The following is a 16,244-nucleotide window of genomic DNA, read 5'->3' as shown; positions in this document are numbered from 1 at the left end:
TATTGGTTCAGTTGATGCATCATCGGATGATGATAGTTTGGTTATTTTTAGGTATTAGTTCGCGCTCAAGATCACCTCCCTTCTTCCTTTATCAATTTTAAATTTGAGTTTTTCGGTAGTAGCTAACATCTCTAAAACAGCCGATAAAGACTGTGACCTGGAAACAATTCCAGAAAAATAGCTTTGTTTAAAGTCTCCCTTATAAATAACTTCGATATCATACCATCTTTCTACCTGTTTCATGATGGTTAAAATGTGTTCATTTTCAAATACAAAATCTCCATTCTTCCAGGCTAACTCCTTTTTACCATCTACGTTCAAGATGTCCAGCTTCTGCTGCTCCTTGTGATATAAAGCTTGCTGGCCGGGCAAAAGAATGGTTTTACTGCTAGCTAAGGATTGATTTAGTGTTAAAGCAATTTTACCTGTAAGTAAGGTTGCCTTGGTAAAATCATCTGATTGGTAATTTGAAAGATTGAAAGAAGTACCTAGAACTTCTATCAATTCATTTGACATTTTTACACGAAAAGGCTTTGTAGCATCATGGGCTACTTCAAAATAGGCTTCGCCTGATAACGTTACCTCCCTAGTTTTGGAGCCCCTGAAGGTCTCTGGGAACCTTAATTCCGTTTCAGCATTCACCCAGATCTTTGTGCCGTCGTCAAGCGTAATTTCATACTTGCTGCCTCTTGGCACACTTAAGCTAACTTGTCTAGGTGCTTTTTGATGCGCTACTTGTTTAAGTAAATTACCGTTTTGATAAGAAATACTATTTTTTGCGATTTGTATTCCATTTTGTTTCTTATCCAGCACAATGGTTTCATCATCAGAAAATCTTAAAACTGCATTGTTATCATTGGGTAATATATCATTAACGGCAACGACATTTTCTTCCGTCGCTGTGCGGCTATACCTAGTCATAAAATAAAAAGAGAATGAAAACACCATAAATAGCATGGCCGCTGCAGCAGCATATCTATAGAATAATCTTCTTTTAGCGGTTCGTTTTATATTGCTTAAGGCAAGTTCACTATCAAACAATTCCCACTTGATGCGGTCGTTTGCTATAAGCTCTTCGTCATGAAAATTAACCCAAATTTGTTTGTTTTCTTCCGATAACAATGACCACCGTTTTAACTCATCATATTCGTCTTTTGAGATAGATAGATTTTGTAGCTTTTCAAATAATTGAATGATATGATTTAAATTCTGTTGAGTTAGAGACATTGTAGGTGTTTTATTACGATAACACCACCGAATAAAAAAAGTACCTAATTAAATTAAATTTAATAATATACTTACTACGCCATATAACTGAGAACCTTTGGGAAATTTGTTCCTTATTTTTTTTAATCCTAGGTTTTTGTAATTTTTTACGGTTTGCAGTGATAACTTCAATACCTTGGCAACCTCCTCATTAGATAACTCCTCAAAATAACACATCCTAATAACATCTGCCTGTATTTTAGGTAAATATGCTAACTCTTTTTGAAGAATCGATACTAGTTCAGCCTGCAGAATATCATACAGAGGAGGGGGTGCTTTGAGTGGCAATGCCGAAAAATACGCTTTATCTCTTGTTTCCTTTCTAACTTTCGCCCTCAAAAAATTTAAACAGGCATTGTAAACCGATTTATACAAAAAGAGGCGCATTTCATCATCACTAGAGAGTTTGACGTCCTTTTCATAAAGCTTTAAAAAAACAGATTGTACAACTTCCTCCGAATCCTCTATAGATTTTAGATATCTCATTGAAAAAAGACAAAGAGGCTTATGGTATTCTAAAAATACACGATCAAAAGTAGCTTTATTTGAAATAGAAACTGACATTGGCATGTACGTAAAAGCAATTATAGCTATATAAAGTGATAAATCATAAAAATAAGCCTCCGTGTTAAACTACTTTTGTATTAATTTTTACGATATTTACTTGTCTATTGTAAACTAGTTCTTTTTTATTTTTACTTTATGAAAACGACATTAATCCTACTACTATTTTCGTTAAGCATCGCCAGTTTTGCACAAACCGCAACAAAACCAGCAGTTAACATTTATAACCCAAAAGCGAACGCACAAAGTGATATCGACGCTGCTGTTGCGAAAGCAAAAAAAGAAAAGAAGCACGTTTTTATTCAAGTTGGCGGCAACTGGTGCGTATGGTGTATTCGTTTTCATGACCTTGTAGATGCCACGCCAGAGCTTAAAAAACTCTTACATGATAATTATGAGACCGTGCTAGTAAACTACAGTCCCGAAAATAAAAATGAAGCCGTTTTAAAAAAATTGAATTATCCCGGTCGTTTTGGATTTCCTGTGTTTTTAGTATTGGATGGAGATGGCAAATTAATCCACACCCAAAACTCCGCATACTTAGAAGAAGGCAATGGTCACAGTGTTAAAAAGATTACTGAATTCCTAAAAAACTGGAATTACGCGGCTTTGCAGCCAGAGCATAATAAATACTAGTTTGACCACTTTGACAATCTTTAGAGATTGTCAAAGTGTAGGGTGAAATTACAAGCCTGCTCCGTATTTAAAGAATTGGTTTGCCGTTATCGGTAATTTCCCAGTGGGGATCAATTCCTTTTTTAACACCGAAGCAGCGGATTTTTGCATAAATTCTTCCTTTTGGTAGGCAACTAGCAAGGCTTTTGCGTTTTCTATCCCAGGCATAGAAGCCAAGTTGTAAGGATTGGCAAACAGTACGAATGCAGCGTCCTTCGTAGCCATATTTGTGATCATTACCTTCAAATCAGCACTCAATGGTATGTTGTTACCTGGGCGGGTGCGTGTATCATGAATGGCAATTACCACTTGGTCGTCGGGTGTGATTTGTGATAATACTTTGGCAATGTCTGCAGCAGTAGCCGCTTTTCCTAGCTGAAAAGCAATTGAATTTTTATAAACCGTGGCTAGTTCACGCTGAAATTTACTGCTTTCCGTTAAACCTATATCAATCATGAAAGTTCTTTTATTCGGTGTTAATGTTTGAATAAAATCTCTTCCTTTTAACAAAGTCATACTGGCATCAGCCAATTGTTGTAATAAAGCATAACTTTCGGTCCGGTTTACATCTTCCCAAACATTGTCTTCATTAATTGTCTGTTTAACATTTAGTCCTGCCCAGTATTTAGCGGTTAAAATTTTCTTTACACTCTCATCAATTCTCTCCATTGTTAGTCGCTTATCTTTTATAGCCTGACGAACCATCTTCACCGCTCTTTTACTATTCTCCGAAAGCTCTAAAACATCATTACCAGCAATGATCCCCATCACATCGGCTTCCCCATCTTTAAAGTGCTTAACGACACCTTTCATGCCCATTGCATCAGAAATTATGATGCCTTTAAAATTCTGCTGTTCCTTTAAAATCCCTGTTACAATTGGTTTCGACAAAGTGGAAGGCATATTTGGGGTAGGATCTAATGCCGGAATATTCATGTGCGCTATCATTACGCCAGCGGCGCCCTGCTTAATTAGCTCTTTAAAAGGATACATTTCCAAACTGTCTAACCGTTCCCTTGTAAATTTAAGCTGAGGTAAATCATAATGCGAATCTACATCGGTATCGCCATGTCCGGGATAATGTTTAATGCTTACCAACAAACCACCATCTTGCATGCCTTTCATATAAGCACTTGCCTTCTCTGTTACATTATACTTATTTTCTCCAAAAGAGCGATAGTTTATAACTGGGTTTTTAGCATTGTTGTTTACATCAACATCGGGCGCTAAATTCATATGCATTCCAATCCGCTTAAAATCTTTGGCCACTGCTAATCCCATTTTATAAATGAGCTCTTTATTCTGCACCGCACCCAATGCCATTTGATATGGATAAGAAATTGTGCTATCCAAGCGCATGCCCAAGCCCCATTCGCCATCTGAGGCAATAAGAAGCGGCACTCTTGCTCGTTTTTGATACTGATTAGTTAAAATTGCTTGTCGGACAGGACCACCTTGGAAGAAAACCAATCCGCCAATTTTTTCTCTTCTGATTACTTTTCCAATCGAGTCGGTAAATCTTTTGCTCTTATTAGTATAAGCGGCCACAAAAAACATCTGTGCGATTTTTTGCTTTTTATTTAATTTCTTAAACACAGAGTCAACCCATTTAGGTTGTTGTTCTAGCATTTGAATATAAGACGGTTGTTGTGCATTTGCCGTTAAAGCGATTAATAGGCCAATACTTATTGTAAAAAGTGTTTTTTTCATAGGTGTGCTTTTTCATTCCAATCAAGCTTCAATATTAATCAAATTCTAGCATTTTATCTGTGTTTAGCCATAAGTTGTATTAAATTTGATACACTTTGTGCTCCTCACTTTAAACTACTCCTAATTTTTACATTCGCTAACTCGGCGCTAATAAAAGCTTCATTTTCAGTTAAAAGCCTCCCAAATTTATATTTTTAAAGAACGGAAGTTTGTCTTGGCACATTTATTCGATATAACAGGAAAATCTATTGTAGAAAAAAAGCCAAACTAAAGGAATTGGCTTTATTAAATTTGAAAATTATGAAAAGAATATTTATTCTAGCGATTGCCCTGTTAAGTACAGGAATTGCTAATGCACAATCAACAGATAAACCCATCAAATTTGGTGTTAAAGCCGGCGCCAACTTCTCTAATATTATTAAGGATGATGGAGACAATGATTTCAAAACCGATTATTTGGTAGGTTATCATGCAGGTATCACATTAGATATTAAGTTATTGGAAAACCTCGCCTTTACACCCGAAGCTTTATATTCAACCAAAGGTTATAAATCTAGTTCGGCAGTTGGAGAGTTTACCCAAACTACCCACTTTATTGATATTCCAATCTTAGCAAGTATTAGATTGGGTGGTGGACTTAACCTGGTTGCTGGTCCTCAAGTTTCATTCTTAATGTCGACAACTAATAAGTTTGAAAATGGTTTTGGTACTGTTGAACAAAAAATTATCGAAGATGATTCAGACCGTTTCAAAAAGAGTTTAGTAGGTGGTTTGATTGGTTTTAGATATGACTTCAGTAATAGAGTAGGCTTAAATGGTCGTTATGCACTGGATTTTCAAAAAAACAATGAAAATGGAAGTTCACAGACACCAGAATTTAAAAATCAAGTGTTTCAAGTTGGTTTAGGAATTAAATTCTAAACTAATATAAAGAAGCTGAGGCCGCCTGTAACGAGGCGGTTCTTTACTATAAAATAAAGGAAATATGAGAAAGCTATTTATAATTGGCCTGGGATTAACATTATCTTTTATAGGCCTAAATGCGAAAGCACAATCTATGGATGCCAAATTTGGCGTTAAAGCTGGCGGGAATATGACAATGATGGGGAAATATGAATTTCTTGGAACTGAGTACACCTCAAAATATGTTCCGGGATGGCAGGCAGGTTTTTTCCTGGAGCTCCCATTAAGCGAGAAATTGTCATTCATGCCCGAGGTTTTATACTCACAAAAAGGAGGTCGTGTTGAAGGCTCTGACTCAGGAAATAGTGGGGAAATTAAGCTAAAGGCCGGATATATTGAAGTTCCAGTCATGCTATCATTTAATGCCTCACCGGCATTTAGCATTCAGCTTGGTGCGCAAGCTTCATTTTTAACGAATCAGACTAGCGAACTCTATGTAAATGATGTCTTAACCACTACCGTTACTGATAAAGATAACTTTAGATCGTCTGTTGCAGGAGGTATTGTAGGAATGGGTTATAAGATCTCACCTAAGGTAAACTTGAATGCAAGGTACAACATGGATTTTCAGTCTTTTACAAAGGACAATCTTAACCAAGATAAAGCAAGATTTAACGGATTTGCTTTATCTCTGGGTTATGGTTTCTAAATAACGTCTTGGTATTAAAAGGGCCCTCGTAAATTAGTTTACGGGGGTTTTTATTTTGCTGAATTCTTCATAGCTTTTTTTAATATACAAGGTAAGTTCATAGTCCGTCATCTTCTTTAAGCTTAAAATACTTGGACGGTATTGCCTTATGAATTTGGTTAATTGCTCTCCTTCTAAACCCGTAATTGATTGAACTTTCACCCTCGAAAAAGTATGATCAATATAGTTTAACTCTTCGTCGCGCAACAACACTTTCTTTAGTTTGGTGCGATCTTTATTTTTCTTTCCTAAAAAATTAAATACCTGTAAAATATTTAAACTTACAAGAGAAGCTGTTGACCGAGGATTACTAAATCCAAAAGGGGAATTATAGCTCGGATCCCTCAGAATAAACGCGTCAGAAAAACTAGGTCCTTTGTAAGCAAAAGTATTGGCATATTCTTTTCTAATGTTTAACGAATCCAATTTATAATTTCTGTTGGTTTTGATCATTACCTGCTCTAACGTTATAGCACTTTGTCTTAAATATATCTGAAGGGTATCTGGTAAGGTAGAAATAACAACTTCAGTAGTTTCATAGCCCATAATTCTAACGGCAATTCGATCCCCCAATTTCATGTTACTCAATACAAATTCTCCTTTGCTGTTTGTAGAAACGGTAATTTCAGGTGTGATAATGAATGCGTTCTCAATAGGCGCCCTGCTAAACACATCTTTTACCACCCCATTGAAATTTTGAGCCTGAAGTAAAGTCGGCCAGCTTAACAGCAAGCATATCGCCGGGATTCTTATTAGAAACATGCCAGTAATTTAAACTTTAACTACGTGACTATAAAATTTTTAACAGAGATTAACATAAGTTATATCTTTGCAGTATGCCTGAATTACTTGTTTTATGTTTTATGCTTATCCCTCAACTGGTAGCTGGTGTACTCGCTTCAAGCCAAGGCAGAAGTTTTTGGTTTTGGTTTTTTATTTCTTTTCTCATCCCCATCATTTCGCTCATTGTACTGCTGATAATTGATAAGAAAAATAAAGAAGAAGGAAGAAAAGGATATGCCCTAGCTGATCACGTTCAACAAAAAGACCAGCCCTTACAGTAGCGATAAAGATTCAGTTGGCGTCTCCGTGTTGTTATCATTATTTTTCAGACGATTACGAAATTTTTCAGACGATTACGAAATCCTGAAACTCCTCGAGTTACTAGACAATGGGGAAGACTATATACCGTGTTTTAAACTGTTAACGTTCTCTAGAGGTTCAACAAGGATTTCATAGGGAGTTAATCCCCTGTTAACGGTTATGTAATCTTCATGTAGTTATCTTACATATGTGAACCGATGGGGGTTAAAAAAGGGAGGATTCGGATAGGAAATTTTGACAAGAAGACGTGATAGAATGCTAAGCTAGATGAATCAAAAAATGCCACCCTAAGGGGTGGCATTTTGATAGCGGAGAGAGAGGGATTCGAACCCTCGATACCCTTTTGAGGCATACACACTTTCCAGGCGTGCTCCTTCGACCACTCGGACACCTCTCCGGTTAACCTAGTCGATTAAGGTAATTTTAAGCATGTTCGTTTTACCCTTAATTTCCATTGGAATAGCAGCAGTATTGATTAACACATCTCCTTTTTTTATTAATTTTTTCTTCTTTAAGAAATCATTAACCTCCGTAATTGTATCATCTGTACTCTCAAACTTGTCGTAATAAAACCCTCTTACTCCCCAAATTAAACTTAAGGTATTTAACAAAGTTTCATTACTTGTAAAGATAAAAATTGGTGCTTTAGGTCTATGCGCAGAAATTTCAAATGCGGTGTATCCACTCAAAGTCATTGATACAATACCTACGGCATTGGTTTGCATAGCCAATGAACAAGCCGAATCGCAAACGGCATCACTTAAAAAGCTTTCAGAATTGTGCTTCAAAAACTTTTCTGGATGAAAAGGGTAACTATTATCTTCAATATTGCTAATAATTTTTTGCATTGTTTCGATAACGATCAGTGGAAATTCGCCTACTGAAGTTTCTCCGCTTAACATTACTGCATCTGCTCCATCTAATACCGAGTTGGCCACGTCATTTACCTCCGCACGCGTTGGACGAGGAGTTGTGATCATACTTTCCAGCATTTGGGTAGCTATGATAACAGGTTTCGAGGCTGCGCGACATTTCTTCACAATCATCTTTTGCAATAGTGGAACTTCTTCCATTGGCATCTCAACGCCCAGGTCGCCACGAGCTACCATAATCGCATCAGAAACAGCTATAATTTCGTCAATATTTGCAATTGCTTCCGGCTTTTCGATCTTGGCAACCACTCTGGCAGATTTACCTCTTTCTCTGATGATGTCTTTTAGCTCTGTAATATCTTCAGCATTCCGGACAAAAGATAATCCAATCCACTCCACATCATTTTGAAGCACAAACTCAAGGTTTTTGCGGTCTTCTACGGTTAGTGAGGGAATGGAAACCTTGGTGTTAGGCAGGTTTACGCCTTTCCGAGACGTTAAAATACCCCCGTGAACTATTTCACAGATAACCTCATCTTTGTAATTAGTTTCTATAACTCTCATTTGTAGCTTCCCATCATCCAAAAGGATAACTTCTCCGGCTTTAACGTCTTGAGGGAAATTTTCATAAGTGATATAAATTCTTTCCTCGTTTCCAACGCACTCTTTGGTAGTAATGACCGTGCGGCTTCCGTTAACTAAATGAATGCCCCCATCTTTAACAGTGCCAATTCTAATTTTCGGACCTTGTAAATCGGCTAAAATGCCTACATTGTATTTGTATTTTTTATTTATACTTCTGATCGTATCTAAAACCTCCTGATGATCGGCTTGAGAGCCATGAGAAAAGTTTAGCCGACAAACATCCAAACCGGCATTAAACATACTATATAAAACTTCTGGTTTAGCCGATGCCGGGCCTAAAGTAGCCACGATTTTTGTTCTTGAATGAAATGGTTTCATTTATATTTTTTATTTTAGGATAAAACGAAAAAGCACGACTTATTTTAAAAATGGAGCTTGTTTTATCTGATATTTTATTCTTTTGTTGGTTTGATTAAGATTCAAATATAGTGTATTTAATACACGAACAATATAAAATTTACATAATCAAGTTCTCCTTAGATTTTAGTTTGGCAGGATTAATTTGCGCAGCTACCTGTATATCAGGAAGTTTATTAAGCCCACTTAACATAAAATCTAATTCATCTTTAGCGATAAATTGTTGAATGATCATAAAAAAATCAACCTTGTTCATTTCCGGGACTAAAAACCCTTCACTGTTGCGATTTCCCACTAAATAGTAATCCATTTCCCCTTCTTCCACAAAAAAATGATATCGGGAGAATGCTAATGGATCTTCATCGATATTATAATAAATCTCATGATCATCGATTTTTTCGAAGTCGAACGCTAGGTTCTTATTTATTTTGTGGCAAAGCATGTAATCCTTTAAAGAAGAAGTAATTGCAATGAGTACAAAATCAAGGTCTAACGAAAGTTTTAAATAAGTTTTGTTCAACACTGAATATTTATTTGGAACCGACTGTGGTTAATAAATAGTCGTTATTTACCACATCAAGCTCCATCTGACAATTAAAAATTTAAAATAAAAGATGAAATACAAAATTATAAAACTAATTTTACATTAAGTTTGAAATAAAAACATTAAAATTGATTGAGAAATAAAAACATTTGAAAAGTGTTAGAATTTATTTTTCTTTGCACAGAATTATTTAACCATTAAATTATAAAATTATGTCTGATATTGCTTCAAGAGTTAAGGCTATTATCGTAGAAAAACTAGGTGTTGATGAAAGCGAAGTTACGCCAGAAGCGTCTTTCACGAATGACTTAGGTGCGGATTCTTTGGATACTGTAGAGTTGATTATGGAATTTGAAAAAGAATTCAATGTTGCAATCCCTGATGATCAGGCTGAAACCATCGGTACAGTTGGTCAAGCAGTTGCTTATTTAGAAAAAAACGTTAAGTAAAAATACGCTTCCGTACAATACGTATAAATGGAATTGAAAAGAGTAGTAGTTACAGGTTTGGGGGCACTCACTCCAATTGGAAATACAACCCAAGAGTTTTGGGAGGGATTGATTAATGGGGTGAGTGGCGCTGGGCCAATTACAGGATTTGATACTGAAAAGTTCAAAACGAAATTTGCCTGTGAGCTAAAAAACTTTAATCCCGAGGATCACTTGGATAAAAAAGAAGCTCGCAAGCTAGATCCATTTGTTCAATATGCCTTGGTTTCAACAGCGGAAGCTGTAGCAGACGGCGGTTATGACTGGGAAAAAATTGATACCAACCGTGCAGGTGTAATCTGGGGATCAGGAATAGGCGGTTTCAAAACGTTTCAAGAGGAAATGAAAAATTTCTTTTTAGGCGATGGTACTCCGCGTATCAACCCATTTTTTATCCCTAAAGTAATTATCGATATTGCTCCTGGCCACATTTCAATGAAATATGGTTTGAGAGGTCCAAACTTTTCAACTGTCTCGGCATGTGCATCGGCCACTAATGCAATGATTGATGCTTTCAACTATATTCGTTTGGATATAGCCGACATCATCATTACCGGTGGTTCAGAAGCTATTATTAACGAGGCGGGGATTGGCGGTTTTAACGCCATGCATGCACTTTCAACAAGAAATGATGATCCAAAAACTGCCTCCCGTCCATTCGATAGGGATCGCGAAGGATTTGTAGCCGGCGAAGGTGCAGGAACAATTATTTTAGAAGAATTGGAGCATGCTAAAGCACGTGGTGCCAAAATCTACGCAGAAATTGTAGGTGGCGGTATGAGTGCTGATGCCAATCACATTACTGCTCCACATCCGCAGGGATTAGGTGCGCGATTGGTCATGACAAATGCATTGAGAGATGCTAAAATGACTACTGCCGATATTGATTACATCAATGTCCACGGTACATCTACTCCGCTTGGAGATGTTAGCGAAAGTAGAGCAATTGTTGATTTGTTTGGGGAAGATGCCTACAAATTAAACATCAGTTCTACCAAATCAATGACTGGCCACTTATTAGGTGCTGCTGGCGCAATTGAAGCTATTGCAACAATTCTAGCTGTGAAAAATAACATTGTTCCTCCTACAATAAATCATTTTAACGATGACCCAGAATTTGATCCTAAATTAAACTTTACATTTAACAAAGCTCAAAAACGCGTTATCCGTGCTGCCCAAAGCAATACATTTGGTTTCGGCGGACATAATGCTTCTGTTATTTTTAAAAAATACGAGGAGTAACATAAGTTTATCTCTAAGCCATTGTTTAATTTATATAAGCTTTACCTATCTAGCGACAAAGAGTTTGTAAAAAAACTTAAAAATATCTTAGGGTTTATACCTGGGAATGTGACTTTGTATAGGATGGCTTTTCGGCATCGCTCTGCGGCAATGATCTTAAAAAATGGCAGCAGAAGTAGCAATGAACGGCTGGAATTTTTAGGTGACGCAATTTTAGGTTCGGTCATAGCTGAATTACTTTTTAAAAGCTATCCTTATAAAGAGGAAGGGTTTTTAACGGAAATGCGCTCTAAAATTGTTAACCGGGCCAACTTAAATCAACTAGCCCGAAAAATGGGCTTCGAACTACTGATTGTATTCGACCAGAAAACAGTAAATGTGCAAACGAAGCACCACTCGATGCTAGGTGACGCGTTTGAAGCCTTAATTGGCGCAATCTATCTCGACAAAGGTTACAATTTTACCCGTAATTTTCTATTAAAACGGATTGTTAAACCCTATATTGATATCCATACTCTGGAAATGACAGAAACCAATTTCAAGAGCAAATTAATTGAATGGTGCCAGAGACATGGAAAGGACATTTCTTTCGACATGGTAGAAAATGGCGAAGGAGAAAGCGCTAAGCTCTTTACTATTCATGCGATTGTAGACGGCGAAAATCAGGGAATTGGAAGGGACTATAACAAAAAGAACGCAGAGAAATTGGCTGCCGAAAAGGCTTGTGAGTCGCTGGCAATTTAAGTAGCAACTATTTAACAGGTTTCCCTGCGGTGTCTGCATATTTCTTATACGATTCCTTAATCCACTTTAACCCATCATACGTATTCCAGTTTTTAGACTGCTCGTATTCAGGACGGTAATTAATCATAAAGTTATCGAGCTCCTTACCCGTTAAGCCTGTATTGGTAGAGATAATCGATTTATTGAAAAACGCATCAATATGTGTCTGCTGCATTTCTGTAATATAATAATTATTAAATCGCCGGGCATTTTTGGGTGTTCTTCCTACCAGTTCGTAAATAGCTGTGATTGGCGTAAATAAAAACGAAAGAAAAGAAGGCTTTCCCGCATAAAATGACCCTTTATTTTTAAAATCTCGTTTAATGGCATCCAAAGACTGCTTTTTGCTTTCGCCATTTATGACCACCTCGTTTAAGGTGATCCCCCTATTTAAGTAAATGATTAAATCTTTCGGCGAATTAACCACCATTTGCTGATCATTGTAGCCCCTCTTGATAATGAGCAAAGTATCACCTATACTCGCAGTAATCGTAAACAAACCTAAGTCGTTGCTTCCAACACTATAGCCATTTCTCTTATTGCTGATGGAAGCTAAAGCAATTCTAAATTTAGATTCCTTTTCCATCACAACACCATTTACCTTAAAATCTTGAGCTTGGAGCCTAGCACAGGGGATGTAGACTGCCGCCAAAAGTACCAATAGAAATAAACCAAGCTGCTTCATTAGGGTATGAAATAATAATTTTGTAAACTTAAGGAATGTTAACTCATGTAGGTAGTTAAAAAACGTTAATAAATGGCTAAAGTTTTATCTGCTTTATATTTATTATATGCTGGGATGATTTTTATTGCCCTCATGTTTATTGCCTTACCCTTCGTTTTAGCTGTAACAACCTTATGCAAGCCCTTAACGGGAAAAAGATTGGGTCTATTCTTTTTACGATGTTGGGCATGGGGTTTTAGTTTGCTTTCATTCTATTGGGTCAATACAAAAAATGCGGTACTGGTTAACCGTTCCACACCCCATATTTACGTTGGAAACCATGGATCTTATTTAGACGCGATTGCTGTTTGTATTAGCGTACCACAGTCGTTTAGTGCCTTAGGCAAAATTGAAATGGCTAGCATTCCTATTTTTGGTTGGATCTATAAACGGATGGTCATCATGTTAGACCGAAGCAATAAAGAAAGTAGAGAGCGATCTGTACTAACCCTCAAAGCAGCAATTAATGCTGGCCAATCTATCTTGCTATTTCCCGAGGGTACGATGAACAAAACTGCAAAGCCATTGGGCGATTTTTATGATGGGGCTTTTAGAATCGCCATTGAAACACAAACCCCATTACAGCCTTTTGTAATTTTAAACAACAGGAAATTATTATCGAGAGTAGAGCCCCTAAGCGCGCGGCCTGGATTGATCACCACTGTTTTTCTTCCAGCAGTTGAGGTAGCAGGCTATAGAATTGAAGAGGTAGATCTATTGAAACGAAAGATATATGCTATGATGGAAGAGGTTTTGTTGAAAGGTTATTAATTAGCCAATTGATCAATTAGCTAATTAGCTAATTTTTATATCTTTGCACATGATAAAATCGATGACAGGCTTTGGCTTGGCTGCTACAGACCATGGCAATGTAAAAATTGCAGTAGAAATAAAATCTCTAAACTCAAAGTTTTTAGAATTAAGCCTTAAGCTTCCGCGCGCTTATTCTGATAAAGAAGTGCTCTTGCGCAATACCTGCAGCAAAGAGATAGAGCGAGGAAAAGTAAATGTTTCTATTAACGTTGAGCGTAGCGATGAGAATCAAAAAGGGGCAACTATCAATACCACGCTTCTGACAAGATATTATAAACAGCTAGAGGAAATTAATGCCACATTAGGAGCAAATGCACAGAACTTATTGCAGACCGCATTAAATTTTCCTGAAGTAATTACTTATACAGAAGAAGAAGTTAATGAGAATGATTGGGAGGTTCTTCACCAAACATTTATGAAAGCTCTTGCTAATTTTAACGAATTTAGAGCTGATGAAGGTGCGGTCTTAAGAAAAGACTTAGAACTTCGAATTCAAAACATTCTGAGCTTCTTTGCGCGTATTGATGAATTAGCGCCTTTGCGTGTTCCTCAAATCAAAGCTAAATTAGCGCAATTTTTAGAGGAAACGGTTGGAAAAATTAATATTGATCAAAACCGTTTAGAGCAGGAGCTGATCTATTATATTGACAAACTAGACATTACAGAAGAAAAAACACGTTTGAGAAGTCATTGTGATTACTTTGTGGAGACCTTAAAAAGTAAAGATGCAAATGGTAAAAAACTCGGCTTCATTTCTCAAGAAATTGGCAGAGAAATTAACACGATGGGTGCAAAAGCGAACGATGCTCAAATACAACAATTGGTAGTGGGCATGAAAGAAGAATTAGAAAAAATTAAAGAACAACTACTTAACGTATTATAAGAAGCTCTAAGCCCAAAAAAATGAAACAAGGCAAACTCATTATATTCTCAGCGCCCTCTGGAGCAGGTAAAACGACTATCGTTAAACACTTATTACAGAAGTTCCCTAACCTCAGTTTCTCCATATCAGCTACTACAAGAGAATTGAGAGGCAGCGAACAAAATAATGCTGATTACTACTTTATTAGCAAAGAAGACTTTTTACACAAAGTTGCTCATCAAGAATTCGTAGAATTTGAAGAAGTTTACAATGGAACATTTTATGGCACCTTACGCTCAGAAATTCAACGAATATGGAATGAGGGTAAACATGTAATTTTTGACATTGACGTAGAAGGTGGGCTGCGACTGAAACGTAAATATGAGGAAGATGCTTTGGCTATTTTCGTCCAACCTCCATCATTGGCAGTACTGAAAGAGCGTTTAACTGGCCGCGGTACCGACAGCGTGGAAAAGCTTCAAGAACGTTTTGAAAAAGCCGAAAAGGAATTAGCATACGCTGATAAATTTGATGTTGTCTTGAAAAATTACGATCTTGAAATTGCCTGTGCAGAAGCCGAGGTACTAGTTATGGAGTTTTTGAATAAATAAATTACAATTGAAAGTTGGTCTTTTCTTCGGTTCATTTAATCCCATTCACATTGGGCATTTAATTATTGCGAATTATATGGCAAACCATACCGCATTAGATGAGGTTTGGTTTGTTGTTTCCCCGCAAAACCCACTGAAGGAAAAAGCAAGTTTAGGAAACATATATGATCGACTTGAAATGGCCAAACTGGCTACTGAAAACACGTTGAACATTAAAGTAAGTGACATCGAATTAAATTTACCTAAACCTTCTTATACCATAGATACGCTAACCTATTTAAAGGAAAAATACCCCGAAAAGGAATTCGCATTGATCATGGGTTCAGACAACCTGGTTTCACTTAAAAAGTGGAAAAACTATGAGGTTTTACTTAAAAACTATCAGATATATGTATATCCTCGTCCAGGAATTGTGACAAAGGAGTGGGAAGGGCATCCATCCATAGTTTTTACCACCACCCCGCTCATGGAAATTTCAGCTACCTTTATCAGAAAGGCGTTGAAAGAAAAAAAGAGTATTCAGTTCTTTGTACCAGATCCGGTATTAGCATTTATAGAAAGCAAAGCATTATATAGTTGAGAAGTTAACCTTGTTTAAAAAGCAGGAACACGGTCGGTTTTTTATGCAAATCTATTTTCTCACCTTTCCATGCCCCAATGGGCATTGTTTTAATAAATTCTTCTTCTCCGTTAATGTTACAGGCTATACAAAGCTGCGTGCTACCGTGACAATTTTTTATAACGTCTTCCAAGAGGTGATTATTTCGGAATGGCGTTTCCATAAACAGTTGAGTTTGTCTATTTTTCCCCGATAGTGCTTCCAGCTCTTTAATTCGTTTTGCACGTTCAATTTTATCAATTGGTAAATATCCATGAAAAGCAAAGCTTTGTCCGCTAAAACCCGAGGCCATTAAAGCTTGGAGCATTGAATTAGGCCCCACTAAAGGCACAACTTTAATCCCTCTTTTATGCGCTTCGGCAACAATTTCCGCGCCTGGGTCGGCTACTCCAGGGCAACCTGCCTCACTCATCAAGCCTACGTCTACGCCCGACATTAATTCCTTAAAATAAGGGACCAGACTATTGCCACGTTTATGTTTTCCAAAATCATGAATAACTAAATCACTTTGAGGTGCTTGAAGACCTGCTTCCTTTAAAAATTTACGCGCCGTCTTTTCGTTTTCAACAATGTAGGTTTTGATGGTGTTGATGGTGTCAACTAAAAATGGAGTAAAAGATTTCCGTCCAGCATTGTCTGCCAATGGTACAGGGACTAAAAAAAGGGTGCCTCTTTGCATAAAAAAAATAGGTATGACACAAAAGTACGGTTTTA

Annotated in this window: 19 protein-coding genes and 1 tRNA gene; 11 read left to right on the top strand and 9 right to left on the bottom strand. The window is 37.0% G+C overall.

Annotation, left to right across the window (positions count from 1 at the left end):
- Window positions 1-54 precede the first annotated feature (54 nt).
- A complete protein-coding gene (locus BM207_RS00250) occupies window positions 55-1,227 on the bottom strand; it encodes a FecR family protein (RefSeq protein WP_090991552.1) in 1,173 nt (390 codons plus the stop codon).
- 48 nt (window positions 1,228-1,275) lie between these two features.
- On the bottom strand, window positions 1,276-1,830 hold the full coding sequence (locus BM207_RS00245; RefSeq protein WP_177217022.1) for an RNA polymerase sigma factor: 555 nt from the start codon (window positions 1,828-1,830) through the stop codon (window positions 1,276-1,278).
- 138 nt (window positions 1,831-1,968) lie between these two features.
- Here BM207_RS00245 and BM207_RS00240 point away from each other — a divergent pair, with 138 nt between their 5' ends.
- Complete coding sequence (locus BM207_RS00240) at window positions 1,969-2,466, top strand: thioredoxin family protein (protein WP_090991550.1); 498 nt, start codon at window positions 1,969-1,971, stop codon at window positions 2,464-2,466.
- 48 nt (window positions 2,467-2,514) lie between these two features.
- Here the strand turns inward: BM207_RS00240 and BM207_RS00235 are convergent, their stop codons facing one another.
- Complete coding sequence (locus tag BM207_RS00235) at window positions 2,515-4,215, bottom strand: glycoside hydrolase family 3 protein (protein WP_090991549.1); 1,701 nt, start codon at window positions 4,213-4,215, stop codon at window positions 2,515-2,517.
- Between the two features lie 300 nt (window positions 4,216-4,515).
- On the opposite strand from BM207_RS00235, the gene BM207_RS00230 reads away from it, so the two are divergent.
- Both BM207_RS00230 and BM207_RS00225 read left to right on the top strand, forming a co-directional pair.
- Window positions 4,516-5,136, top strand: coding sequence for a porin family protein (locus BM207_RS00230; RefSeq protein ID WP_090991548.1), 621 nt, complete (start codon window positions 4,516-4,518; stop codon window positions 5,134-5,136).
- A 64-nt stretch (window positions 5,137-5,200) separates the two neighbouring features.
- Complete coding sequence (locus tag BM207_RS00225; RefSeq protein ID WP_090991547.1) at window positions 5,201-5,827, top strand: porin family protein; 627 nt, start codon at window positions 5,201-5,203, stop codon at window positions 5,825-5,827.
- Between the two features lie 33 nt (window positions 5,828-5,860).
- Here BM207_RS00225 and BM207_RS00220 read toward each other — a convergent pair whose 3' ends face one another.
- A complete protein-coding gene (locus BM207_RS00220; RefSeq protein ID WP_090991546.1) occupies window positions 5,861-6,628 on the bottom strand; it encodes a carboxypeptidase-like regulatory domain-containing protein in 768 nt (255 codons plus the stop codon).
- A 74-nt stretch (window positions 6,629-6,702) separates the two neighbouring features.
- On the opposite strand from BM207_RS00220, the gene BM207_RS00215 reads away from it, so the two are divergent.
- Window positions 6,703-6,930: a hypothetical protein gene (locus BM207_RS00215; RefSeq protein WP_090991545.1), complete on the top strand. Its 228-nt coding sequence runs from the start codon at window positions 6,703-6,705 to the stop codon at window positions 6,928-6,930.
- Between the two features lie 349 nt (window positions 6,931-7,279).
- Here the strand turns inward: BM207_RS00215 and BM207_RS00210 are convergent.
- The 3 genes from BM207_RS00210 to BM207_RS00200 form a co-directional block, all read right to left on the bottom strand.
- Window positions 7,280-7,367, bottom strand: a tRNA-Ser gene (locus tag BM207_RS00210).
- A 7-nt stretch (window positions 7,368-7,374) separates the two neighbouring features.
- Window positions 7,375-8,805, bottom strand: coding sequence for a pyruvate kinase (gene pyk, locus BM207_RS00205; RefSeq protein WP_090991544.1), 1,431 nt, complete (start codon window positions 8,803-8,805; stop codon window positions 7,375-7,377).
- A gap of 139 nt (window positions 8,806-8,944) precedes the next feature.
- Complete coding sequence (locus tag BM207_RS00200; RefSeq protein WP_245767992.1) at window positions 8,945-9,367, bottom strand: IPExxxVDY family protein; 423 nt, start codon at window positions 9,365-9,367, stop codon at window positions 8,945-8,947.
- Window positions 9,368-9,600: 233 nt separating this feature from the next.
- Between BM207_RS00200 and BM207_RS00195 the strand changes: the two genes are divergently transcribed.
- Genes BM207_RS00195 through rnc form a run of 3 tightly spaced genes read left to right on the top strand, consistent with a single transcriptional unit; the run spans window position 9,601 to window position 11,862 of the window.
- Window positions 9,601-9,837 (top strand): acyl carrier protein, encoded by a 237-nt coding sequence (locus BM207_RS00195; RefSeq protein WP_031266521.1) that lies wholly within the window; start codon window positions 9,601-9,603, stop codon window positions 9,835-9,837.
- A gap of 27 nt (window positions 9,838-9,864) precedes the next feature.
- Window positions 9,865-11,118, top strand: coding sequence for a beta-ketoacyl-ACP synthase II (fabF, locus tag BM207_RS00190; protein WP_090991543.1), 1,254 nt, complete (start codon window positions 9,865-9,867; stop codon window positions 11,116-11,118).
- A 21-nt stretch (window positions 11,119-11,139) separates the two neighbouring features.
- The gene (gene rnc, locus BM207_RS00185; protein WP_245767991.1) at window positions 11,140-11,862 is read left to right on the top strand and encodes a ribonuclease III; all 723 of its coding nucleotides are present in this window, start codon (window positions 11,140-11,142) and stop codon (window positions 11,860-11,862) included.
- A 7-nt stretch (window positions 11,863-11,869) separates the two neighbouring features.
- Here rnc and BM207_RS00180 read toward each other — a convergent pair whose 3' ends face one another.
- Window positions 11,870-12,586, bottom strand: coding sequence for a hypothetical protein (locus tag BM207_RS00180; protein ID WP_090991541.1), 717 nt, complete (start codon window positions 12,584-12,586; stop codon window positions 11,870-11,872).
- Window positions 12,587-12,658: 72 nt separating this feature from the next.
- Here BM207_RS00180 and BM207_RS00175 point away from each other — a divergent pair, with 72 nt between their 5' ends.
- The 4 genes from BM207_RS00175 to nadD all read left to right on the top strand — a co-directional run bounded on the left by BM207_RS00175 (window position 12,659) and on the right by nadD (window position 15,491).
- A complete protein-coding gene (locus tag BM207_RS00175) occupies window positions 12,659-13,396 on the top strand; it encodes a lysophospholipid acyltransferase family protein (RefSeq protein ID WP_090991540.1) in 738 nt (245 codons plus the stop codon).
- 61 nt (window positions 13,397-13,457) lie between these two features.
- Window positions 13,458-14,321, top strand: coding sequence for a YicC/YloC family endoribonuclease (locus tag BM207_RS00170; protein WP_090991539.1), 864 nt, complete (start codon window positions 13,458-13,460; stop codon window positions 14,319-14,321).
- Window positions 14,322-14,341: 20 nt separating this feature from the next.
- Window positions 14,342-14,911 (top strand): guanylate kinase, encoded by a 570-nt coding sequence (gene gmk / locus BM207_RS00165; RefSeq protein ID WP_090991538.1) that lies wholly within the window; start codon window positions 14,342-14,344, stop codon window positions 14,909-14,911.
- A 7-nt stretch (window positions 14,912-14,918) separates the two neighbouring features.
- Window positions 14,919-15,491 (top strand): nicotinate (nicotinamide) nucleotide adenylyltransferase, encoded by a 573-nt coding sequence (nadD, locus tag BM207_RS00160; protein ID WP_090991537.1) that lies wholly within the window; start codon window positions 14,919-14,921, stop codon window positions 15,489-15,491.
- Window positions 15,492-15,495: 4 nt separating this feature from the next.
- On the opposite strand, the gene BM207_RS00155 is transcribed toward nadD, so the two are convergent.
- Entirely contained in the window at window positions 15,496-16,209 is a 714-nt protein-coding gene (locus tag BM207_RS00155) for an SAM-dependent methyltransferase (protein WP_090991536.1), read from the bottom strand.
- Window positions 16,210-16,244 lie beyond the last annotated feature (35 nt).

It is taken from the genome of Pedobacter insulae (assembly GCF_900113525.1).
GTDB classification, from domain to species: Bacteria; Bacteroidota; Bacteroidia; order Sphingobacteriales; family Sphingobacteriaceae; genus Pedobacter; species Pedobacter insulae.
This window is presented reverse-complemented; position numbering and strand designations above follow the sequence as displayed.